Origin of the sequence: Glycomyces sp. YM15, from assembly GCF_016918015.1 — a bacterium.
Classification (GTDB): Bacteria; Actinomycetota; Actinomycetes; order Mycobacteriales; family Micromonosporaceae; genus Glycomyces.
Genome location: NZ_JAERMK010000003.1, coordinates 38623 through 59469 on the forward strand (window position 1 = coordinate 38623; position 20847 = coordinate 59469).

General features: G+C 70.0%; 19 protein-coding genes. 10 read left to right on the forward strand and 9 right to left on the reverse strand.

Annotated elements, in window-relative coordinates; all coding sequences use genetic code 11:
- The first annotated feature begins 84 nt into the window (after window positions 1–84).
- A complete protein-coding gene (locus tag JHY01_RS04495) occupies window positions 85–1470 on the forward strand; it encodes a hypothetical protein (RefSeq protein ID WP_205324412.1) in 1386 nt (461 codons plus the stop codon).
- A complete protein-coding gene (locus tag JHY01_RS04500) occupies window positions 1467–1850 on the forward strand; it encodes a hypothetical protein (protein ID WP_205324413.1) in 384 nt (127 codons plus the stop codon). The genes JHY01_RS04495 and JHY01_RS04500 overlap by 4 nt, the downstream gene beginning before the upstream one ends.
- Window positions 1851–1959: 109 nt before the next feature.
- On the opposite strand, the gene JHY01_RS04505 is transcribed toward JHY01_RS04500, so the two are convergent.
- Window positions 1960–2721 (reverse strand): hypothetical protein, encoded by a 762-nt coding sequence (locus JHY01_RS04505; RefSeq protein WP_205324414.1) that lies wholly within the window; start codon window positions 2719–2721, stop codon window positions 1960–1962.
- Between the two features lie 159 nt (window positions 2722–2880).
- Between JHY01_RS04505 and JHY01_RS04510 the strand changes: the two genes are divergently transcribed.
- Window positions 2881–5415, forward strand: a complete 2535-nt coding sequence (locus JHY01_RS04510; RefSeq protein WP_205324415.1) for a tetratricopeptide repeat protein — start codon at window positions 2881–2883, stop codon at window positions 5413–5415.
- A gap of 218 nt (window positions 5416–5633) precedes the next feature.
- Window positions 5634–6299, forward strand: a complete 666-nt coding sequence (locus tag JHY01_RS04515; RefSeq protein WP_205324416.1) for a DUF998 domain-containing protein — start codon at window positions 5634–5636, stop codon at window positions 6297–6299.
- Between the two features lie 72 nt (window positions 6300–6371).
- On the opposite strand, the gene JHY01_RS04520 is transcribed toward JHY01_RS04515, so the two are convergent.
- Window positions 6372–6626, reverse strand: a complete 255-nt coding sequence (locus JHY01_RS04520) for a hypothetical protein (RefSeq protein WP_205324417.1) — start codon at window positions 6624–6626, stop codon at window positions 6372–6374.
- Window positions 6627–6846: 220 nt separating this feature from the next.
- Entirely contained in the window at window positions 6847–7491 is a 645-nt protein-coding gene (locus tag JHY01_RS04525) for a formylglycine-generating enzyme family protein (protein ID WP_205324418.1), read from the reverse strand.
- A gap of 171 nt (window positions 7492–7662) precedes the next feature.
- On the opposite strand from JHY01_RS04525, the gene JHY01_RS04530 reads away from it, so the two are divergent.
- Entirely contained in the window at window positions 7663–8010 is a 348-nt protein-coding gene (locus tag JHY01_RS04530) for a DoxX family protein (RefSeq protein WP_205324419.1), read from the forward strand.
- 54 nt (window positions 8011–8064) lie between these two features.
- Here the strand turns inward: JHY01_RS04530 and JHY01_RS04535 are convergent, their stop codons facing one another.
- The 3 genes from JHY01_RS04535 to dnaE form a co-directional block, all read right to left on the reverse strand.
- The gene (locus JHY01_RS04535) at window positions 8065–8535 is read right to left on the reverse strand and encodes a carboxymuconolactone decarboxylase family protein (RefSeq protein ID WP_205324420.1); all 471 of its coding nucleotides are present in this window, start codon (window positions 8533–8535) and stop codon (window positions 8065–8067) included.
- Window positions 8536–8669: 134 nt separating this feature from the next.
- On the reverse strand, window positions 8670–9050 hold the full coding sequence (locus JHY01_RS04540; protein WP_205324421.1) for a hypothetical protein: 381 nt from the start codon (window positions 9048–9050) through the stop codon (window positions 8670–8672).
- A gap of 138 nt (window positions 9051–9188) precedes the next feature.
- Window positions 9189–12731, reverse strand: a complete 3543-nt coding sequence (gene dnaE, locus JHY01_RS04545; RefSeq protein WP_205324422.1) for a DNA polymerase III subunit alpha — start codon at window positions 12729–12731, stop codon at window positions 9189–9191.
- 301 nt (window positions 12732–13032) lie between these two features.
- On the opposite strand from dnaE, the gene JHY01_RS04550 reads away from it, so the two are divergent.
- A complete protein-coding gene (locus JHY01_RS04550) occupies window positions 13033–14013 on the forward strand; it encodes a DUF4192 domain-containing protein (protein WP_205324423.1) in 981 nt (326 codons plus the stop codon).
- Window positions 14014–14364: 351 nt separating this feature from the next.
- The gene (locus JHY01_RS04555) at window positions 14365–14994 is read left to right on the forward strand and encodes a molybdenum cofactor guanylyltransferase (RefSeq protein WP_205324424.1); all 630 of its coding nucleotides are present in this window, start codon (window positions 14365–14367) and stop codon (window positions 14992–14994) included.
- 260 nt (window positions 14995–15254) lie between these two features.
- On the opposite strand, the gene JHY01_RS04560 is transcribed toward JHY01_RS04555, so the two are convergent.
- A complete protein-coding gene (locus JHY01_RS04560; protein ID WP_205324425.1) occupies window positions 15255–16181 on the reverse strand; it encodes a rhomboid family intramembrane serine protease in 927 nt (308 codons plus the stop codon).
- 10 nt (window positions 16182–16191) lie between these two features.
- On the reverse strand, window positions 16192–16704 hold the full coding sequence (locus JHY01_RS04565) for a peptidylprolyl isomerase (protein WP_205324426.1): 513 nt from the start codon (window positions 16702–16704) through the stop codon (window positions 16192–16194).
- A gap of 116 nt (window positions 16705–16820) precedes the next feature.
- Between JHY01_RS04565 and JHY01_RS04570 the strand changes: the two genes are divergently transcribed.
- Window positions 16821–17189, forward strand: coding sequence for a hypothetical protein (locus JHY01_RS04570; RefSeq protein WP_205324427.1), 369 nt, complete (start codon window positions 16821–16823; stop codon window positions 17187–17189).
- 424 nt (window positions 17190–17613) lie between these two features.
- Here JHY01_RS04570 and JHY01_RS04575 read toward each other — a convergent pair whose 3' ends face one another.
- Complete coding sequence (locus JHY01_RS04575) at window positions 17614–18789, reverse strand: PLP-dependent aminotransferase family protein (RefSeq protein ID WP_205324428.1); 1176 nt, start codon at window positions 18787–18789, stop codon at window positions 17614–17616.
- Between the two features lie 353 nt (window positions 18790–19142).
- Here JHY01_RS04575 and JHY01_RS04580 point away from each other — a divergent pair, with 353 nt between their 5' ends.
- Window positions 19143–19661, forward strand: a complete 519-nt coding sequence (locus JHY01_RS04580; protein ID WP_205324429.1) for a YbhB/YbcL family Raf kinase inhibitor-like protein — start codon at window positions 19143–19145, stop codon at window positions 19659–19661.
- A complete protein-coding gene (locus JHY01_RS04585) occupies window positions 19654–20811 on the forward strand; it encodes a thiolase family protein (protein WP_205324430.1) in 1158 nt (385 codons plus the stop codon). The genes JHY01_RS04580 and JHY01_RS04585 overlap by 8 nt, the downstream gene beginning before the upstream one ends.
- Window positions 20812–20847: the final 36 nt, after the last annotated feature.

Here is a 20847-nt window from a genome sequence, read left to right on the forward strand (position 1 = left end):
GAGCCTCCCATGGCACAGTCCACCCTACGCGAAAACAGGCGTAGCGCAACTCATCAACCCGCCACCACGGTGAACCAGGCACGCATGCGCGTGCTCGTTCAGCAGGCGTTCTACCAGCATGAAAGCCTCGGGCCCGGCGCTCCCCTGGCCGAGATCACCGGACAGGGTGAAGGCGACGGCTACTACGACTGGGCCGGCCGGCGCCTGTTCCTCGCCGACGGCGAACCCGACCCGATGTGCCCCGGTGCCTACCGCTACCAGCACAACCCGGCGGCCTGCGACCCCGAAGCGCCCGATTCCGACCCGCGCAGCCCCCGATACGAGCCGATGCACCTGCGCCACAGGCCAGGCGACACGTGGATCATCGACACCAACCGTCCGCACGACCCGTTCGACCCCGGCCCGTTCGGGTCCCCAGGCTGGTACAAGGACGAACGCACCGGCCGCCACCGCCGCGACGAAACCCCCGACCCGCTCCCGGCCGAAGGCTGGGTGCCGCCCGCGAACGCCTGGTTCCCCGGCACGGCCGACTGGCCCGAACCCCAAGCGGTGCCACCGAACCACCACGCGTCGACCGATCGTCCCGACCGAGGCGGATCGGACCGTCCCACAGGGACCGGCGCGCGCTCCAGCGACCGGGGCGGCGCCGACCGCCCGCCGCCATGGGGCTCACGCGGCCGCCCGGTCTCGTCCGATCCCGACGAACCGCCGCACCGGCACTGGGGCGACCGCGCCGGTCGGGATGCCCCGGCGCCAGACACGGACCGCCCCCTCAGCCGCCCCTGGGATCGCACCGAGCCCAACGGCGAGAACCCAACCAACGAACCCGACTCCGGCGAGTTCCGGTTCTCCAAACTCCGCGAAGACGCCTTCGACCGCTTCATGGCCAACTCCGCGCAGCTCAGGGCCGCACACTTCGCGCCTGAAAGGCCCTACCTCCGCGAGAGGGCCGCCTGGGTCCTGCGCTGGCTCGTGTGGATCCTCGCCTGCGGCCTCGCGCCCATGCCCGCACCACTCGCCATCCGCCAGCTCCAACCCGAACCGACTGCATCCCAATCGATCCCAGCCCAGCGCGCTGCGGAGTCCAGATCAGCATCGACCCTAGCCACGGCTCCGGCTCCGGCTCCGGAACGAGCCGACAACGCTGACCACATCCCTGCCGCAACCGGCTTCGCGCCGGGCGCGGCGATCGCCGCCGCGATCAACGGCGCCCGCGCCGCCCGCAGCGTCATCGCCAGCCGTGAGTCCCGTAGCAGCGCAGACCTGGCGACCGCAGTCCGACACAGCGCCAACCGAACCGACGCCACCAGCGCCGGCGGACCTGCTCACGACCGAGCCACCCACTGGCGCACCCGACCACGCCAAAGCCGACCTCGACCGACTCCACGTACCGCACCCGGTTCGTACATGACCGCCTGGGAGCAGGCCTTCGACACCAGCCACACGCTCATCAGCGGCGCCGCCGCATGATCCCCGACCGCTATACGACCCGCCGCATCCGAGCCCGCTACATCAATGCCCTCAAGGCGATCCCGCTCCCCGTCCGCTACACCGACCCGCCCGACCAGGCGCTCCCGATCGACCTCGCCGGACTCCCCATCCTCGCCACCCACACCATCGACGATCGAGCGGTCCGCTACTCACTCGTAGTCGGCCAAGCCCGCTTCCGCCTGACCTTCAAGGAGATCCACCCGGCCCTCATCGGCCACATGATCAACCTCCACACACCCGACCCACGACTCGTCATCGCCGAACCACTTCACACCGAATGGGCCCTGGCCAACGAACCAGCCCTTACCGAACACGCCGCCGAGATCTGGGAGGACAACACCAGAACCTGCAACCGCTGACCGAATCGGCCCGCACTACACGCAGGAAAGGCGCGGGCGGCGATCGCCGCCCGCGCAGAGCGGCGAACCGTGCCGGGGGAGTGAAGGCACGGCCCGCCGCTCAGTCGTGTTACCTGGTGGCGAGCGATTCGGCCGCCAGGTGCCTCTCGACCTCGACGACTTCAGTGCCGTCCTCCGCGACCACCGTCGTCCCCGCATCGCCGCCGACGCCCGGGCCGGTGCTGGGCGGAGCGCCGATGACCACGGTCACCGGATTGCCGTCCGCGTCCACGACCGGTTCGCCCGAGCCGTCCACGACACCGACGGTGTCACCGGACTCGGGAACCTCGGTCGGGGTCTCCATCGCGCTGAGGGAGTGGTCGGGCAGGTAGTGCGCGCCCGACCAGACCGCGCCGCCGTACCAGGCGTTGTTCCAGACGTAGCCGACGCCATTCGTGGCGTAGTAGCCCGGTCCGCAGATCGGCTGGCCGATCATCCGGGCCTGGATGGCCAGGTCCGTCGAGGTGGTGTCGTTGTAGACCCAGTTCGTCTCGTCGCACAGGTACCAGTAGGTGCCGAGCCATACGTACGTCTGGATCTTGGCGCTGATGTAGCCGCGCGGGCGTTCGAGCCCCCAGGCGCACGGGTAGCTTCCCGAGGGCGTCGAGAGGACGGTCGAGGCGTCGATGTCGACGCGCGCGTACCCGTTGCCGTCGCCGTGCGAGATTTCGGAGCGATCGAAGACGCAGAGGTCGTTGCTGCGGAAGGTGAAAGCCTCCTCGTACACGTAGTGGGCGGCCGCTGGCGACGCGCCGAACAGGACCAAGGCCAAGGTGCCCGCGGCCGTCGCTATCAGCGACCGCACGAGCGAGGTGCTAACCCGATTGCTCATCGGTCTTCCTTTCTCCAGGGAGATCCGTCGTTCTGGAGCCCCGATCCTCCTGGAACGGGCACTCCGGATGCGGCTTCCCGAACGAAACCGAACGGCTCGGCCGTCCGAAGCGCAACGCAGGCCGCAGCCGCAGTTGCCCTCGAGCGCTATCATCCAGTCGTGCAACGGTCAACGGCCGAGGCCGCAAACGCGCCCGCGGCGCACTGGGATGCGGATGCCCGCGCGATCCAGACGCTCGACGACCTGGCGGCGTTCCTGCGCCGACTTCGAGCGGCCTCCGGCAACACCTCGTTCCGCCGCATCCATCTCGGCATCCGCGCATTCCGTCGGGTGCGCTCCATTCCCGACGGCGTGCCGTCGCTCGCGACCATCCACGGCCACTTCCAGAACGGCCGGGTCCGCATGAACGCCGACACGGTCCTCGACATCGCCCGCGCCCTCGGCCTCGACACCGCGGGGCTCCGCTCGCTCGCGCAGGCCTGCCACCGCGTGCTCGAACGCGCCAACCGCTCCCTCATCGTCGCGACCCGCGCCACGGTCCCCGACCCGACCGCGACCTTCACCGGACGCCGAGCCGACCGCGACCGCATCGCCGCGCACGTCGAGTCGGCCCGCCGCGCCGGCGAAGTCGCCGTCGTCGTCATCGAGGGCATGGCCGGGATCGGCAAGTCCGAACTCGCCTTCCGGGCCGCCCGCGACCTCACCGACGCCGGTCTCGTGAGGGACGTGCGTCTCTTCGCCGATCTGCGCGGCTTCGACCCGCTCGAACCGCCCGCCGCCCCCGACGCCGTCGTCCGCGGCTTCCTCGCCCATCTCGGCACACCGGGTCGCCGCATCGACGCCCTCAGCCCCACCGCGCGAGTATCGCTCCTGCACCGCGAACTCGCGTCGCGGCAGGCACTCCTCGTCCTGGACAACGCCGCCGACGCGGCGCAGCTCGAACACCTCCTGCCACGCGGCACCGACTGCGCGGTCCTCGTAACCAGCCGCCGCCGCCTCACCGGCATGGACGCGGCCCTCCGCATCCCGCTCGGCACCTTCACCGTCGACGAAGCCCTCGAGATGCTGCGTCGACACGACCCCTCCGGCCGACTCGACGCCGCTCCCGGCGACGCCACGGCTCTGGTCGAACTGTGCCGGCGTCTGCCGCTGGAACTGGCCGCGGCCGGACGCCAGTTGGAGAGCAAGCCCGACTGGCAGATCGGCGATCACGTCGAACGACTGCGCCGCATCCCCGCCCACGAGCACAGTGGACCAGCACTCGCCTTGTCGTACAACGGTCTCCCCGATCCCCACCGGCGCCTGTTCCGGCTCCTGGCGCTCCACCCGGGGCGGCGATTCACCGCCGATGCCGCCGCCGCCATGGCGGACGGCGCGGTGGCCGAGGCAGCGACGATGCTCACCCGGCTCTACGACGAGAGCCTGCTGCTTCGACGCGCCGAAGACGCCTACGAATTCCACGACTCGGCGCGCGCCTTCGCCATGGACCGCGGCCATCGCGAAGACCCCGCCAGCGCGCAGCATGCCGCGGTGGCGAAGCTGCTGCGCCATTACCGACACCGCCTCGAATCCTCCGGCGACGCCAACACCGACTGGATCGGCGCCGATCGCGCGACGCTCCTCGCCTGCATGCACGTCACCGACCACGACGCGGACGCCGCCGCTCTCGCGACGCCCCTCAACCGTGCGCTGCGGCTGCTCGGACACTATGACGCGGCGCGGATCTGCAACCGGCAGCTGCTTCGGATCGCCCACCGCACCGGCGAGCTCTCGAGGGAGGCCGACGCGCGTTCGGGGCTCGCGGAGATCGACCGTCTGACGGGCAGGTTCCGAGCCGCGGCAGAAGGATTCGATCAGGTGATGCGGCTTCGCCGACAGCTGGGCGACCGCACCGGTGAGGCCGACGCACTGCGGGGTCTCGCCCAGACCGCGTCCAATGATGACTATCCCCTCGCGGGTGACCGGTACAACGCCGCGCTGGCCATCCACCGGCAACTCGGTAACCCCGTCGGCGAGGCCGAAGCGTTGTGGGGACTCGCCGAGATCGCCATGTCGGTAGGCGACCTCGACACGGCCGCCGCCCACGCCGCGCAGGTCGCCTCGATATGCGCGAGCATCGGCAACCGCGTCGGTGAAGCCTACGGCCTGCGAGCCCTCGGCGACATCGCCGCCCAGCGAGGCGAACTCGACGCGGCGGTGAGCCGGTACCGACAGTCACTGCGCTTGTGCCGACAGGTCGGCAACCGTCGAGGCGCGGCCTACGCCCTGCGGGGACTGGCCGACACCGCCCTACGCGGCGGCGACATCGACCACGCCGAACGGCTCTACCTGCGCGCGCTCACGAGCTGCCGCCGCATCGGCGACATCTCGGGGGAGGCCGACGCCCGGCTCGGCCTCGCCGAGACCGCCTTGGCCCGTGGCGCGCTCGCCGCTGCCGCGGCCGAGTTCACTCCCGCGCTGGCGATCTACCGGGAAACCGCGGACCGCGTGGGCGAGGCGCACTGCCTTTCTGGACTGGGCCACGTGGCGTGGCGCGCACAGCGTCGCGCGCCCGCCCGCCGCCACTGGCTCCAGGCCCTGCGACTGGCCGAACGCAACAGCCTGCCGCTGGCGAGTGATCTGCGGGAGGCGCTCGCCTGCGCCGGAACCGCCGATGCCGCGTCTCGTTCCGGAACGCGACGGTTGAACAGCTGAGGCTCCCTGTGTGTGGCGATCGGGCCAAGGTCGGGCGTGTGGTCAGACGATCCGCTCGGGGACGGCGGCCGAGGTGCGGGAGATCCGATGCGGGTCTCGGGGTGCCGTGGCGGGCGAGGATCGCGGTCCGGGTGTGTGGCGCTCGCCGCCGATGAATCCACCGCCTCGGCGTCGTCTATACGGGCAGAACCCAACCACCACCCCAAGGAGCCCTCGGCATGAGTACTGTCCCTGCAACCTCTTCCGTCTCTCGTGCAACGCGGTCCGCCGCCACCCGCCGCCTGCTCGCTTGCGGTGTGCTCGCCGGGCCGCTGTTCGTCGCCACCACGATCGCGCAGGCGGCGACCCGCGACGGTTTCGACCCGGTCGTGCACCCGCTGAGCATGTTGAGCCTGAGCGACCTCGGCTGGATCCAGATCGCGAACTTCATCGTCTGCGGGCTCCTGGCCCTCGTCGGCGCGGTGGGTCTGCGCCGAGGTCTCGACAGCGGACCGGGCGCCAAGTGGGGCCCGAGACTGTTCGGGCTGTACGGGATCGCGCTGGTGTGGGGCGGCGTCTTCGTCGCCGACCCGGCCTTCGGCTACCCGGTGGGGACGCCGGACGGCGCACCGGCCGAGCAGAGCTGGCACAGCATCCTGCACGCGTTCGCGGCTCCGGTGGCCGGGATCGCGCTGCTGGCGGCTTCGTTCGTGTTCGCGCGCCGGTTCGGGCGTGAAGGACAGGGCCTGTGGCGCGCGGCGTGCTTCGGTGTGCCCGTGCTGGACGTGGCGCTCACCGCGACCGCGCTCGCTGTGGGCGACTACCGGTTGATGTTCGCCGGCGGCGCGCTCACCTGGCTTTGGGCCGCTGCGGTTTCGCTGCAGGTGCTCCGCTCGAACCGCTAGCGCACAAGGGCACTGGGGGTGAGCCGCCGACGCGGCTCGCCCCCTTCGCCATTCCGCCGGATGTTCGCGTCGTCAGTCGAGGGTGGCGACCAGGCCGCTGAGGCCGGCGGCGATCTCCTTCGGTCCAGGTGCGTTGTCGGGGTAGGACATCCATTGCATGACGATGCCGCTGACGAGGGCGAGCTGGACGGCGCCGACGGTGCGGATCGTCCCGGCGTCGATGGTCTCTTCGATCTCGCCGGTGGCGAGGGCGGCCATCGCGGAGGTCGCGCCGGGCTGACCCTGGGCGTAGACCTCGGCGAGTTCGGGGATGCGCTGGGCCTGCATGAACAGTCGTCGCAGTGCAGACCGATGCCGACTGGGCCGCGAACCTCTCGGACACCGTCGCCGCCCTCCCGGAACGCGTGCCGACCTACGCCTTCGAAGTGTCGGTCTCCGGCACGCCTTACTTCAAGGAGTTCGAGGGGCCGTCGTGGGAGATGGACGCGTGCCACATGGTCGACGTCGCGTTCCTCTTCGACACTACGATCTTCAACGACCGCAGCAGTCAGGAGACATTGCGGGCCAAGCGGAAGCCGAGGTCTTCGATGCGGAGGGTCGGCATGGTGCGGCGGCGCACGCCCGCGCGGCAGGACCAGTGCTCGTCGAACCAGCCGCCGCCCTTGATCACGCGGTAATCTCCGTAGACCTCGGCGTCATAGAGGTCGAAGCACCATTCCCAGGCGTTGCCGATCATGTCGTACAGACCCCAGGCGTTCGGCGCCTTCTCGCCGCCACGGTGCAGCCGCTCCCCGGAATTGTCTCGGTACCAGGCGATCTCATCGAGCTCGCCGTAGCGGGGGCCGGTCGTTCCGGCCCGGCAGGCGTACTCCCATTCGGCTTCGGTGGGGAGCCGGTAGCCGTCGGCCGTGCGGTCCCAGGTGACCGCTTCGCCGTCTTCCCCGGTGCGCTCGTAGGCGGGCCGCAGGTTCGCCTGCGCAGAGATCCGGTTGCAGTGTTCGACGGCCTCGAACCAGGAGACGTGCGTCGCGGGCAGCAGGTCGTCGTCGACGACGCCCATACCGTGGCCTTCGCCGATCTCGCGGCGCGTGACCTGGAAGGGCGACAACAGGAACGGCGCGACCTCGACCGTCCAGCTCCGCTCGGTGCGCCGGTCGGTGATCGTCACGGCCCCGGCCTCGATCCTCTGCATCGCCGAATCCTAGGCCGCCGCCGCCCTGTTCCGGCCGGGCGTTCGCAATGCACCGTCCCGGCGATGCCGCTCGTATGATCCAGGCCACGATTCGGATTCCGCTGTCACGTTCGCGGCCGCCCGGGTTTCAACCGGAGGTAAGCGTCCCCGCGAACGAACCGGAGCATTCCCATGACCACCGCCTACGTCATCGTCACCATCGCCGCCGCGCTCTGGGTCGGCTTCTCGGCCTACTCGATCTTCGCCAAGGCCTCCTATGTCGTCGACCCGCTGCGCCACTATGGTGTCCCGGAGTCGTGGTGGGTCTGGCTCGGCCTCGCCAAGGCCGCCGGTGCACTCGGCCTCCTCCTCGGCCTGTTCGTTCCGTTCATCGGCATCGCCGCCGGCATCGGCCTGGTCCTGTACTTCCTCGGCGCCCTCGTCACCGTGCTGCGCGCCCGCTCCTACGCGACGATCGTGGCCCCGCTGATGTACCTGGCCCCGGCCTCCGCCGCGCTCGTCCTCGGCATCCTGGTTTGAACCGCGACAACGCGACAGGGCCCGCGCTCGGCGCGGGCCCTGCTGCGTGCCGGTCTACTTCTGCCACTGCTCGGCGAACGAGACCCCCACCTTCGGGTTGCCGATCAGCGCGAGCGGCATGAAGAACCCGATCTGGCCGAGGACCCCGATGAGCACGACGATCTCCTTGTCGCCGAGGTGCTCCCGGGCCGCCTCGACGAGTTCGTCGGTGACGCGCTCACCGGTCGGGTTCGGCGTGTGCACGGCCTCGGCCAGCGCGAGCGCGGCCCGCTCGGCGTCGGTGAAGTACGGCGAGGTGCGCCAGGTGGCGACGGCGCCGAGCCGCTCGGGGGTGTCTTCGCTGACCTGCAGTTGACGGGCGGTGAAGTAGGAGCTCCCGAGGAGCTGGCCGACGCGGAGGAGGACGATGCCGACGAGGCTGTCGGGCAGCACGCCTTCGGCGTTGACCTTGTTGACGACCGCGCCGATCTCGTTCAGGACCGGCAGGTGCTGGGCGGGGTTCTCGATGCGGGGGTAGGTGCTCATTGCGGTGTTCCCTTCAGGTTGCCGTTACACCGCATTGACGGATCAGGGCCGGAGCGTGTGACCGCCGGAGACCGTGAACGAGACGAGTCATGCGTCACAGACCGCGAGTTCGCCGACGATCTCGTCGCGCCCGCTCAGCCCCTCATGGCCAGCAGCCGGCGCCAGCGCGGGAGTTCCGCGAGGGTGCTGGCGATCGTCAAGGCGCTCAAGGCGGCCGCGCCCCACCAGGGCCAGGCGATCCAGGCGGCGGTGACGCCGCCGGCCATGGTCGCGGCGAGGATCGCGATGGTGACCCAGCCCGGGACGGGGATGAGGGCCTGGGGCTTGTCGCCGGGGGTGGCGTACACGGCGGGGACGGCGACGGAGGCGAGGACCACGCTGATGGCGAGCGGCAGGGAGATCTGGGCGAAGGCCATGCCGATGGCGGCCCAGGCGCCGATTTCAGTGGCGAAGCGCAGCAGCGCCGCCCGCCGCCGGGTCGGCGAGGCCGCGCCCATGTCGTGCACAGGGGTCATGCGGTCATCTTGGCGCAGTGCGAGGCGTGGAGATCGATCGGTCGGCCGGTTCGGCGCCCTCGCCATGGTCGCCGACGGCAATGCGGCCCGGCCGCTTTCCCAGCGGCCGGGCCGATCACACGCATCTGCCTGGCGCGGTCACCCGACCAGGGCGCCGACGCCGAGGATCGCCTTGAGGTCGGCCGAGAGCTCGACCGAGGGCCGCACCCGCCACTGGTCGCCGAGGGCGAGCAGTGTCGTCTTCGGGCCGTTCGCCAACTGGACGCGCACCTGGGCTTCGCCGCGGTGGGTCTTGAAGGTGTCGGAAAGCTTCTCGATGAGGTCGGGATTCACCGCGGCCGCCCTGAGCGCCAACGTGATCGGCGCCGAGTTCGCCTCGGGGCCGGTGGAGGTGTCGAGCACGGCGAGGTCCTGGGCGATGAGCTGCGCGGTGCCGTCGCGGCGGTCGAGCTTGCCCTTGACGCAGCACACCAGGTCGTCCGCGAGGGAGTCCGACACCAGCTCGTAGGTGTTGGGGAAGAACCTGACCTCGATCGAGCCCGCCAGGTCCTCCAATGTGGCCGATGCCCACAGCTTGCCCTGCTTGGTGACGCGCTTGGCGACGTTCTGGAGGATGCCGGCGACGCGCACGTTCGCGCCGTCGGCGATCTCCTCGCCGTGGAGCGCCGCGATCGGACGGTCCGCATTGGACGACAGCAGCCGCTCGAAGCCGTTCAACGGGTGGTCGGAGACGTACAGGCCGAGCATCTCGCGTTCGAAGGCGAGCTTGTCGCGGCGGTCCCACTCGTCGTCGCTGATCGTGAGGTCGACGCCGAGGGTCTCGGTCGTGTCCTCCATCATGCCGCCGAACAGGTCGAACTGGCCGCGGGCCTCCTCCTTCTTGATGGAGACCATCGCGTCGATCGCCTTCTCGTGCACCTCGGCGAGGCCGCGGCGGGCGTGCCCGAGCGAGTCGAACGCGCCCGCTTTGATGAGCGACTCGACGGTGCGCTTGTTGCAGACCGGGGCGGGCACCTTCTGCAGGAAGTCCTTGAAGTCGGCGTAGGCGCCCTTCTCCTCGCGGGCCTCGATGATCCCGGCGACGACGTTCGCGCCGACGTTGCGGACCGCGCCCATGCCGTAGCGGATGTCCTCGCCGACCGGGTGGAAGACGTGGCGGGACTCGTTGACGTCCGGCGGCATGACGGTGATGCCCATCTTCCGGCACTCCGAAAGGTACACGGCCGCTTTGTCCTTCGAGTCGCCCACCGAGGTGAGCAGGCCCGCCATGTACTCGGCGGGGAAGTTCGCCTTCAGGTACGCCGTCCAGTAGGAGACGAGCCCGTACCCGGCGGCGTGCGACTTGTTGAACGCGTACCCGGCGAAGGGCAGCATGATGTCCCAGAGGGTCTTGATCGCCTCTTTGCCGAAGTTGTTGGCGATCATGCCGGACTCGAAGTCGGCGTACATCTTCTCCAGGACGTCGACTTTCTTCTTGCCCATGGCTTTGCGGAGCGTGTCCGCCTGGCCCATCGTGAAGCCCGCGACCTTCTGCGCGATCTTCATGATCTGCTCCTGGTAGACGATCAGGCCGTACGTCTCGGCGAGGATCTCCTCCAGCGGCTCGGCCAGTTCAGGGTGGATCGGGGTGATCTGCTGGCGGCCGTTCTTGCGGTCGGCGTAGTTGTTGTGCGAGTTCGCCTCCATCGGACCCGGGCGGTACAGCGCCAGAACGGCGACGATGTCGTTGAACTCGGTGGGGCGCATGCGTTTCAGCAGTTCGCGCATGGCGGTGCCGTCGAGCTGGAACACGCCGAGGGTGTCGCCGCGCGCCAGCAGCTCATACGCCTTCGGGTCGTTCGTGGGCAGCGTGTCGAGGTCGATCTCGATGCCCTTGTTGGCCTTGATGGCCTCCACGGCGTCACCGATGACGGTGAGGTTCCGCAGGCCCAGGAAGTCCATCTTCAGCAGGCCGATGTCCTCACAGGACGGATAGTCCCAGCCGGTGATGATCGAACCGTCCGGCCTGGCCCACATCGGGATGCAGTCGATGAGCGGCTGCGAGGAGAGGATCACCGCGCAGGCGTGGACGCCGGCGTTGCGGATCAGGCCCTCGAGGCCGAGCGCGGTGTCGAAGATCTGGCGGACGTCGCCGTCGTTCTCGATGAGGGTCCGGACCTCGCCGGCCTCCTTGTAGCGCGGGTGGTCGGGGTCGACGATCCCTGCGAGCGGGATGTCGGTCGCGGCGACGGGGGGCGGGAGGGCCTTCGTGATGCGCTCGGCGATGGAGAAACCGGGCTGGCCGTGGTGGACGCGGGCGGCGTCCTTGATCGCGGCCTTGGTCTTGATCGTGCCGAAGGTGATGACCTGGGCGACGAACTCCTTGCCGTACTTCTCGGTGGCGTAGGTGATCATCTCGCCGCGGCGGCGGTCGTCGAAGTCGATGTCGATGTCGGGCATCGAGACACGTTCGGGGTTGAGGAACCGCTCGAACAGGAGACCGTGCTCGATCGGGTCGATGTTGGTGATCTTCATGGCGTACGCGACCAGCGAACCGGCGGCCGAGCCGCGGCCCGGGCCGACGTAGATGCCGATGGAGCGGGCGTGGCTGATGAGGTCGGCGACGACCAGGAAGTACGAGGGGTACCCGGCGTTGATGATGACGTTGAGCTCGAGGTCGGCGCGCTCGAGGTAGTCGGCGGGGACCTCCTGTCCCGGGAAGCGCTCCTTGAGGCCCTCCGCGACGAGCTGGCGCAGCCAGGAACCCTGGTCGTGGCCTTCGGGAACGTCGATGACGGGCATCCGGTCCTGGACGGCGAAGATCTCGTCGTACGACTCGACCATCTCGGCGACGAGCAGCGTGTTCGCGCAGCCCTCCTGCCACATCTCGTCGGAGCGGACGCCGTACATCTGCTCGGCGGAGCGCAGGAAGTAGCCCTGGCCGTCGAACTTGAAGCGCTTCGGGTCGTCCAATGTGGTGCCGGACTGGACGCACAGGAGCGCGGCGTGCGTGTCCTTCTGGGCCTCGGTCACGAAGTGGGAGTCGTTGGTGACGAGCGGCGGGATGCCCATCTTCTTGCCCAGCTCGTACAGCTCGTTCTTGACGCGCTGCTCGATGTCGTTGCCATGGTCCATGATCTCGAGGAAGTAGTTCTCGGCCCCGAAGATGTCCCGGTAGTCGGACGCGGCCTGGTAGGCCTCGTCCATCTGGCCCAGGCGCAAACGCGTCTGGACCTCGCCGGACGGACAGCCGGTGGTGGCGACGATCCCCTGCGAGTGCTGGGCGACCAGCTCGCGGTCCATGCGCGGCTTGTAGTAGTAGCCCTCGAACGAGGCCAGACTGGACATGCGGAAGAGGTTCCGAACTCCCGCAGAGTCCTTGGCGACCATGGTCATGTGCGTGTAGGAGCCGGCGCCGGAGAGGTCGTCGCCGCGCTGGGAGGGCTCGCCCCACCAGACGGGTTTCTTGTGGAAGCGGTCGTGGGGCGCGAGATAGGCCTCGATGCCGAGGATCGGCTTCACGCCGGTCTTCTTCGCCTGCTGATAGAAGGCGTAGCCGCCGTACATGTTGCCGTGGTCGGTCATCGCGATCGCGGGCTGGCCCAGCCGCTCCGCCTCAGCGAACAGGGGTTTGAGTTTCGCAGCCCCGTCGAGCATCGAGTATTCGGTGTGCACGTGCAGATGGACGTACTGGTTCGACACGCTTGGCTCCCGCTTTGACCTGTGGTTTCGTCCGCTGCGGGCCCCTGCGCGGCGCTGTGGCGGCACGGGCGCGGGCGGCCCGGTTCAGACCTTCCACCCTATCGCCCCGCGCGGAGCGGCCGCGCGGACTCCAAGCCGCCATGCCCTCCCTCTCAGCCCTCCGGAAGCGCTCCGGAGAGCCGCCCGACACGCGCTATCACACCGTGTAAACAGGACCAAACTATCCACAGGCCCGATTCGGTTATCCACAGGGCAAAAATTCGTTCTTGCCACTACCGGGCATGTCACGGACAGTTGATACATGCACACCACACAAGCGAGAATCCGGCTCAACGGCCCCACGGACCTACTGACCACCATCCCGCTCCTGCTCGGGTTCCACCCGGAGCACAGCCTCGTGGTCGTAGGCCTGCTCAACGGCGAACTCCAATGCACCTTCCGGGTCGACCTGCCGGGTTCGGCCGACCATCTGGAGCACCTGCCGGACCTCACGGCGCAGCTGAGCCGCAACGAATGCGACGGCTGCGTGGTCATCGTCTACGGGGAGGCCGAGCTCGCCCAGGCGGTGACCGAACGCGTGTCCTCCCGGTACCGCGCCGCCGGGGTGGCGCCGCTCGACCTGCTGCGCGTCGCGGGGGGCCGCTGGTTCAGCCTCACCTGCGACAAGCCCTGCTGCCCGGACGAAGGCCTCGCCATCCCGGAGACCTCCGCGGCCTCCTGCGAGGTGGCGGTCGCGGGCGGCTACGCCGAGACCGACCGGGACGCGATCGCCGCCCGGCTCGCCCCGGCTCCGCCGGGCCGGCGAGCGGCGGTGTCACGAGCCGTCGACGCGGTACTCACCGCCGACGCCGAACTCGACTGGGCGGCGCAACGCGACCTCGACCTCCAGGCGATCGACCACTGGATGAACGCAAAGGCGCTCCCCCATCCAGAGGCCATCGCCGCAGTGGGTCTCGCCCTCGGCGACCTGGACATCCGCGATTACGCACTGCGGCGCATCAACTCAGGCCGGTTCGAAGGCAATCGGCTCGATTTGTGGATCTGGGTGACCCGACATCTGGAGGACGACCTGGTCGCCCCGGCCGCGACGGTCGCGGGATTCGCCGCCTACCGCTTCGGGAACGGCGTACTGGCGTTGGAGGCCTTTGCGCTCGCATTGCAGTCGAGTCCGCACTATCGGCTCGCACAGATGCTCATGGCCGCCTTGCAGGCGGGCATCCCGCCCGGCGCGCTGTCGAGGATCGGCCGTGGCGACCGAGAAGAAGCCGAGGTCAACGACTGAATGCCGCGGAACCAGCCCACTCGCGGGAAGCAGCACCGACAGGCCGCCGGACCGCCGGATCCCCGGACTGCGAGGCCACCAGGCCCGCGGACCACCAGACAGCCGGCCGGACGAAGCACCGAAGGACTGCAGGGCCGCCGACCAGGCTCTCCCGCCCACGAATCCACCCATCGATCCCCGAACCTCGCACCCGACGCCCACCCGCCGACGAACGCCCACCCGAACCAACGGTCCCACCGAAGCCCAACAGAGATAAGGAGAACCCATGGCCGACACCTTCCGGACCAAACCTGACATGAGCGACCGTGCAGCGGCACCCCGCCGCACCGCAGTGATCGCTACGCTGGGGACATGGTTGAGCACCTGGGCGGCTTCGCCGCGATCATCCTCATCGGCGGCAAGGCAAGGCGCTTCGCCGGCTGCGCGAAGAGCGAACTGGTCGTCGGCGGTTCCACGATCCTGGAACGGATGCTCGCGGCCACCGAGGGCGCGGTATCGCGGGTCGTGGTGGGCACGCGGCCCTCCGAAGCCGCGCCCCTCCCGCAGGGGGTGCTCCAGGTCCTGGAGGATCCACCGGGCTCCGGCCCGGCCCGGTCGGTGCAGGCTGGTCTGGCAGCGGTGCCGGACGAGTGCGACCAGGTGGCGATCCTCGGCGGCGACCTGCCTTTCCTGACCACCGAAGCCTTGCGCCTGCTCCATCAGCACGCGAGCGGGGCCGACTCGGACCGGTCAACCCCGAAGCGCGGGGCGGTGTTCTGCGACAACGCGGGACGAAGGCAGTGGCTGTGCGGCCTGTGGCCCACCGATCTGGTCCGCAACAACGCGACCGAGATCGAACCGGGCGCCCCGGCGAGGATCTTGTTCAGCGGCATCGAAGTCGAGACCGTCACCTGGGAGGACCCGAGTCCGCCCCCGTGGTTCGACTGCGACACACCGGACGACCTCGCCCAGGCCCGAACCTGGGCCGCCGACCTGAAGTAGGTCGGCGAGCGGAACAGCACCTCCCACCGCACCCGGCAGCGGCAGCGGCAGCGGCCTGAACGTACCCAAAGGCGCGGACCGACGGCACCAGCGCCCGGACGGTCAACGACGACCGTCGGCCAGTCGCTCCAAGGCGACGGCCCTCAATCCCTTGCACGGCAACTACAGCAGGGCGGGTGGGCGAGGGGGGTGGGGCGGGGGGGAGGGGCCCCAAGGAAGCGAATGCGAAACCGGACCGCCGCAGACTGACGGTCCGGAACTCAGACGATGTCGTACTGGTTGTCGAGCAGGCCCGTCTGGAAGAACGTGATCACCGCGAGCAGCACCAGCAGCACCGCGAAGCCGACCCAGTGCAGGGACCGCCGCTCGCGCGGCGTGAACGTCAGGATCGCGCCGCAGGCCAGGCCGCCTATCAGGCCGCCCACGTGGCCCGCGAAGCTGAAGCCCATGATGAGCGTCAGGACCAGGTTGAGTCCGAGCAGTACATAAAGCCCCTGATTGTCGCGCTTGAGCTTGCGGTTGATGAGGATCATCAGGCCGAACAGCCCGTACACGGCGCCGGAGGCGCCCGCCGTCGAAGTGTCGAACGAGAACAGGTAGACCGCGACCGATCCGGCCAGGCCGGAGAGCATGTAGGCCGTCAGGAACCGCGCGGGCCCCAGGTCCCGTTCCAGGATCCGTCCGAGCAGCCACAGCACCACCATGTTGAACAGCAGGTGGATGACGCCGAAGTGCAGGAACATCGCAGTGATCATGCGGTAGTAGCCCCCGGCGGCCACGACCGGAGCGGTGACCTCGAGACCGAAGACGTCGACCGTGACCGAGGTCTGGAAGCCGGGCAGGAAGCCGATCTCGGCGCCGATCCAGTGGAGCGGCGTCATCATCGAGCCGGTCGCCGCGGCGAGGCTGCCCGCCGAGATTGCCGCGAGGAGGAACACGGCGACGTTGAGGCCGATGAGCACCTTGGTCACGGTGCCCGCCGCGCCCGCGCGGGCACCGCCGCCGAACGATGAACGCGTCTGGCGCATCGTTCGGCGGCCGGCGGCCACGCAGTCGGGGCATTGGAAACCGACGGGAGCGTCGATGCGGCAGTCGGCGCAGATCGGCTTGTCGCAGCGAACGCACCGCAGGTAGGTCTGGCGGTTCCGGTGGCGATAGCAGGTGGGGGCCGTCTGCTCTTCGCTCATCGAGGCGTCGTTACTTCTCAATGACGACGGACTCGATGACCACGTCGTTGACCGGGCGGTCCATCGGGCCGGTCGCGACCTTGCCGATCCGGTCCACGACGGCCTTGGAGTCCGCGTCGACGACCTTGCCGAAGATGGTGTGGCGGAAGTTCAGGTGCGGGGTCGGGCCCAGCGTGATGAAGAACTGGGAGCCGTTGGTGCCGGGTCCGGCGTTCGCCATCGCGAGCAGGTAAGGCTCGCCGAAGTGGAGGTCGGGGTGGAACTCGTCGGCGAACTGGTAGCCGGGTCCGCCGCGGCCGGTGCCCGTCGGGTCGCCGCCCTGGATCATGAAACCGTCGATGATCCGGTGGAAGATGACACCGTCGTAGTACGGGCCCGAACCGGGCTGGCCGGTCGTCGGGTCCTTGTACTCCTTGGTGCCTTCGGCGAGCCCCACGAAGTTCGCCACGGTTTTGGGCGCGTGATTGTCGAGCAGCTCGATCTGGATGTCGCCGGCATTGGTCTTCAGCGTCGCCTTCGTCATGGCGTCTATGGTGCCAGACCGCCGAGGTTCGTCCAACTTTCTCCCCCGTTTCCCTCGACGGGTGTCACATGCCGGTGCACGATGAGACCAACAGGCACTTAGAGGAGGCATTCACGATGGGCTTCAGCCGACACGCCACGACTCCGTCCAAGGAGGCCGTGGACCATTTCACGCAGGGTGTGACCTCGCTGAAGGAAGCGGGGTTCGCTGCGGCCAGGGGTACGAAGGACGCGACCGTTCCGAAGGTCAACGTCGTCCTGACGAAGGTCGGGCTCAGGAAGCCGCCGGCCCGGAAGTGGCCATGGGTCGTGGGGGCGATCGGCGCGGGTCTCGCGCTCAGTGGTGCCGCCGCCTACCTGTGGTACCGGCAGCGGAGCGAGTCGATCGGGGAGGCGCTCCTCGCGGACGAGCTCCTGGACGACACCGAGCTCGAGAATCGGGACCGGAAGCTCACCGAGGAGCTGGTCGACAGCGTCACGCGCTGACGGCCGCGCTCCACTCAGGGCGTGCGAAACCGCGGCGAGACCGAACGGCCGAACCGCGGATGACTGAATATCGGAGTGACCGGCCGGCGACGACACCGGCCGGAGCCCTACGCCGGCGCGGGGCGGGACCCGCGACGGCATGGGCATCGGGGATTCGCGGCGACGCGGGTCCCCGAAATCGTGTGAAGAGAACGCCGGACCGGTGCCTCGCCTCGGGGGGAGTGGGCGAGGCACCGGTCCGGCGTCAATGGGGGCGGGATAACGGCCGCTCCGCGGCGAACCGCGGTCACGCACCGATCTTCGCTCCCCGTATCCGTTCTGGGAAGGGCGCCGCGGTGGCGGTTATACGCCATGGCGCATAACCGCCATCCAATGTCGACGTTGCGTCCGCGATCGCTCACGGAACGTGCGACTCAGGAGACCCCTAGAGGCCCTTCGAGACTTCGACGGCCCTGGCGAGGCGGCGCACGCCCTCGTCGATCCGGTCGGCCTTGACCGCCGAGTACGCCAGGCGGAGGCAGGTCTCGCCGCCCTCGAGCACGAAGTCGGTGCCCTTGACGACCTGGACGCCCTCGTCGGCGGCGGCCGCCGCGACCTTCGCGCAGTCGACGCCCTCGCCGAGGTCGACCCACAGGAAGTAGCCGCCGTCGGGGACGATGAACTCCGCGGTCGGCAGGTGCGCCCGCAGGGAGGCGGAGAGCTGGTCGACGCGCTCCTCGAGGGCGGCTTTGACCGTCGCGATCGAGCGGTCCAGCGCCCCGGAGGCCGCGAACTGGTAGATGGTGGCCTGCGCGAACATGTTCGGCGCGATGTAGGTGTTGGTGGCGGCGGCGGCGATCTTCGCGATGATGTCGGCCGGGCCGACCAGGTAGCCGGTGCGCAGGCCCGGGCAGACGGTCTTGGAGAACGAGCACGCGTACACGACGCGGCCGGTCTCGTCCTGCTCGAGCATGGTCGGGTACTGCTCGCCGCGGAAGCGGATGTCGTAGTACGGGTCGTCCTCGAAGATCGTGAACTCGTACTCGTTCGCGAGCTGGAGCAGCCGCGTGCGCTTCTCACCTGAGAGCGTCACGCCCGCCGGGTTCTGGAAGTTCGGGATGATGTGCGCGAGGGTCGGCCGCACGCCGCCCTTGAGGATGCCCTCGAGCTCGTCGACGTCGAGGCCGTCGGCCTGGAGGCGCACCGGGTGCAGCTCGCCGCGGCGGTTGCGCAGGCCGAGGAGAGTGCGGTCGTAGGTGGGGCGTTCGACGATCACCGGCGAGTCGGGCTTGACGAGCTCGTCGAACAGGAACGCGTCGGCCTGCATGGAACCGTTGGTGACCAGCACGTTCGCGGGGGTGACGCCGTGCTTGGCGGCGATCCACTCGCGCAGCGGGCCGTAGCCCACGGACGTGCCGTAGCCGGTGACCCCGGCCGGATCGGCTTCGAGTGCCGCCACGGCGGCGGCCTTGAGGCCTTCGGTGTCGACGATGTCGAGCGACGGGGCGCCCCGGGAGAAAGAGATGACGTCGGTGTTCGGCATGACACCAGCGTATGCGGCCCGCAGGGCGGACGTCGAGCGGCATATGGGCGGCCTCGGGCACACCTCACCGGACGGCATCGCGGGTCAGGTTCGGGCACACCGGTGCACGCGGCGGCAGTGCGGGCCGCGGCCGTCGCCGGCGGTGTCCACGATGCGGACGGCTCGTCCCGGACGGCCGGACGACGCCCGTTCCGGTCCTCCCCGCGGGTCGACTCCCGGGGCATCGGAGGGCCGTCCCCACCGGTTCACCGCGCGGCCCGCTCGTGCGGGCGGCCGGGCCGCGATACGGTGCAGAGGTGGGGCCCAGGCGCCCCGCGAGGTACTTGACGGTTCCGTTGAACATGCGGCCCCGCAAGCGAAAGCGGCTCCGCCGCCCCATGCGGGCGGGGAGGGCCGGCGCCGCGGGCCGGGCCGAGAAGTTGAGGAGAACGATGACGTCGCTCGACCGCACCCGGGCCCCCTGGCCCTACGACCACCTGCCGCCGCTGCCGTCGTTCACCGTGGTGTCGGACGACGTCGCCGACGGCGCCACCCTCGACCCCGCGCAGGTCGCCGGGAACGACGTCTCCCCGCATCTGGCCTGGTCGGGCTTCCCGGCCGAGACGGCCGCGTTCGCCGTCACCTGCTTCGACCCGGACGCGCCCACCGGCTCGGGCTGGTGGCACTGGATGCTCCTGGGCCTCGACGAGTCAGTGACCGAGCTGCCCACGGGCGCGGCGGCCTCCCCGCCCGCGGGGACGGTGCAGCTGCGCAACGACTCGGGGACCGTGGGATACGCGGGCGCCGCGCCGCCGCCCGGCGACGCCGAGCACCGCTACCTGTTCGCCGTGCACGCCCTCAAGGCGCCGGTCGAGGTCGACCCGACTTCCTCGATGGCGGTGGGGGCCTTCCACCTCACGTTCAACGCGATCGCGCGTGCGGTCATCGCGCCGGTGTACCGCAATGTCTGAGGCCGTCATCCTCGCCGCCGCCCGCACGCCGCTGGGACGGCGCGGCGGAGTGCTCTCGGGCGTGCACGCCGTGGACCTCGCCGCGCACGCGATGAACGCGGCGCTGCTGCGCTCCGGCCTCGGGCCGGACGCGGTCGACGACGTGATCCTCGGCTGCGTCTCACAGGTGGGCGAGCAGTCCTGGAACGTCGCCCGCAACGCCGTCCTCGCGGCGGGCTGGCCCGACCGGATCCCCGGCGTCACGGTGGACCGCCAGTGCGGTTCGAGCCAGCAGGCGGTCTCGTTCGCGGCCGCCGCGGTCCTGGCCGGGCACGCGGACGTGGTCGTGGCGGGCGGGGTCGAGTCGATGAGCCGCGTCCCGATGGGGTCGAGCGTCGGTTCCGGCGCGGGCGAACCGTACGGGCCGGTGGTGCGCGAACGCTACGCGGCGCAAGTGGATGCGACGGTGCCGGTGCTGTTCAACCAGGGCCTCGCCGCCGAGCTGGTGGCCGAGCGGTACGGGATCGGGCGCGAGGCTATGGACGCGTTCGCGCTCGCCAGCCACGAGAAGGCCGCCGCCGCGAGCGACGGCGGCGGGTTCGCCGAGGAGATCGCACCGGTAGCGGGCGTGTCGGCGGACGAGGGCATCCGGCGGGACACGAGCATGGCGAGGCTCGCCGGGCTGAAGCCGGCGTTCACGCCGGACGGCTTGGTGACGGCAGGCTCGGCTTCGCAGATCTCGGACGGCGCGGCGGCGCTGGTGATCACCACGGACGAGCATGCTCGGCGGCTGGGGGTGCGGCCGCTGGCGCGGATCGCGGCGGCGTGCGCGGTGGGCTCGGATCCGGTGCTGATGCTGGACGGGCCGATTCCGGCGACGGCGAAGATCCTGGCGCGGGCGGGCCTCGACCTGGACGAGATCGACGTGTTCGAGGTGAACGAGGCGTTCGCCGCGATCCCGCTCGCGTGGCTGGCGGAGACCGGCGCGGACGAGGAGCGGCTCAACCCGCGCGGCGGCGCGATCGCGCTCGGGCATCCGCTGGGGGCTTCGGGCGCGCGGCTGGCCGCGACGATGCTGCACTACATGCGCGACACCGGGTCCCGGCGCGGGCTCCAGGTGATGTGCGAGGGCGGCGGCATGGCGAACGCGACCGTGTTCGAGCTCTTGTGAGGCCGTCTGCGGTGAGGCTGCCTCGCGTCAGCCGAG

Coding starts and splice junctions, on each gene's coding strand:
- JHY01_RS04495 (WP_205324412.1), top strand. CDS start 85: ATGCGCGTGCTCGTTCAGCAGGCGTTCTACCAGCATGAAAGCCTCGGG.
- JHY01_RS04500 (WP_205324413.1), top strand. CDS start 1,467: ATGATCCCCGACCGCTATACGACCCGCCGCATCCGAGCCCGCTACATC.
- JHY01_RS04505 (WP_205324414.1), bottom strand. CDS start 2,721: ATGAGCAATCGGGTTAGCACCTCGCTCGTGCGGTCGCTGATAGCGACG.
- JHY01_RS04515 (WP_205324416.1), top strand. CDS start 5,634: ATGAGTACTGTCCCTGCAACCTCTTCCGTCTCTCGTGCAACGCGGTCC.
- JHY01_RS04520 (WP_205324417.1), bottom strand. CDS start 6,626: ATGCAGGCCCAGCGCATCCCCGAACTCGCCGAGGTCTACGCCCAGGGT.
- JHY01_RS04525 (WP_205324418.1), bottom strand. CDS start 7,491: ATGCAGAGGATCGAGGCCGGGGCCGTGACGATCACCGACCGGCGCACC.
- JHY01_RS04530 (WP_205324419.1), top strand. CDS start 7,663: ATGACCACCGCCTACGTCATCGTCACCATCGCCGCCGCGCTCTGGGTC.
- JHY01_RS04535 (WP_205324420.1), bottom strand. CDS start 8,535: ATGAGCACCTACCCCCGCATCGAGAACCCCGCCCAGCACCTGCCGGTC.
- JHY01_RS04540 (WP_205324421.1), bottom strand. CDS start 9,050: ATGACCCCTGTGCACGACATGGGCGCGGCCTCGCCGACCCGGCGGCGG.
- JHY01_RS04550 (WP_205324423.1), top strand. CDS start 13,033: ATGCACACCACACAAGCGAGAATCCGGCTCAACGGCCCCACGGACCTA.
- JHY01_RS04555 (WP_205324424.1), top strand. CDS start 14,365: ATGGTTGAGCACCTGGGCGGCTTCGCCGCGATCATCCTCATCGGCGGC.
- JHY01_RS04560 (WP_205324425.1), bottom strand. CDS start 16,181: ATGAGCGAAGAGCAGACGGCCCCCACCTGCTATCGCCACCGGAACCGC.
- JHY01_RS04565 (WP_205324426.1), bottom strand. CDS start 16,704: ATGACGAAGGCGACGCTGAAGACCAATGCCGGCGACATCCAGATCGAG.
- JHY01_RS04570 (WP_205324427.1), top strand. CDS start 16,821: ATGGGCTTCAGCCGACACGCCACGACTCCGTCCAAGGAGGCCGTGGAC.
- JHY01_RS04575 (WP_205324428.1), bottom strand. CDS start 18,789: ATGCCGTCCGGTGAGGTGTGCCCGAGGCCGCCCATATGCCGCTCGACG.
- JHY01_RS04580 (WP_205324429.1), top strand. CDS start 19,143: ATGACGTCGCTCGACCGCACCCGGGCCCCCTGGCCCTACGACCACCTG.
- JHY01_RS04585 (WP_205324430.1), top strand. CDS start 19,654: ATGTCTGAGGCCGTCATCCTCGCCGCCGCCCGCACGCCGCTGGGACGG.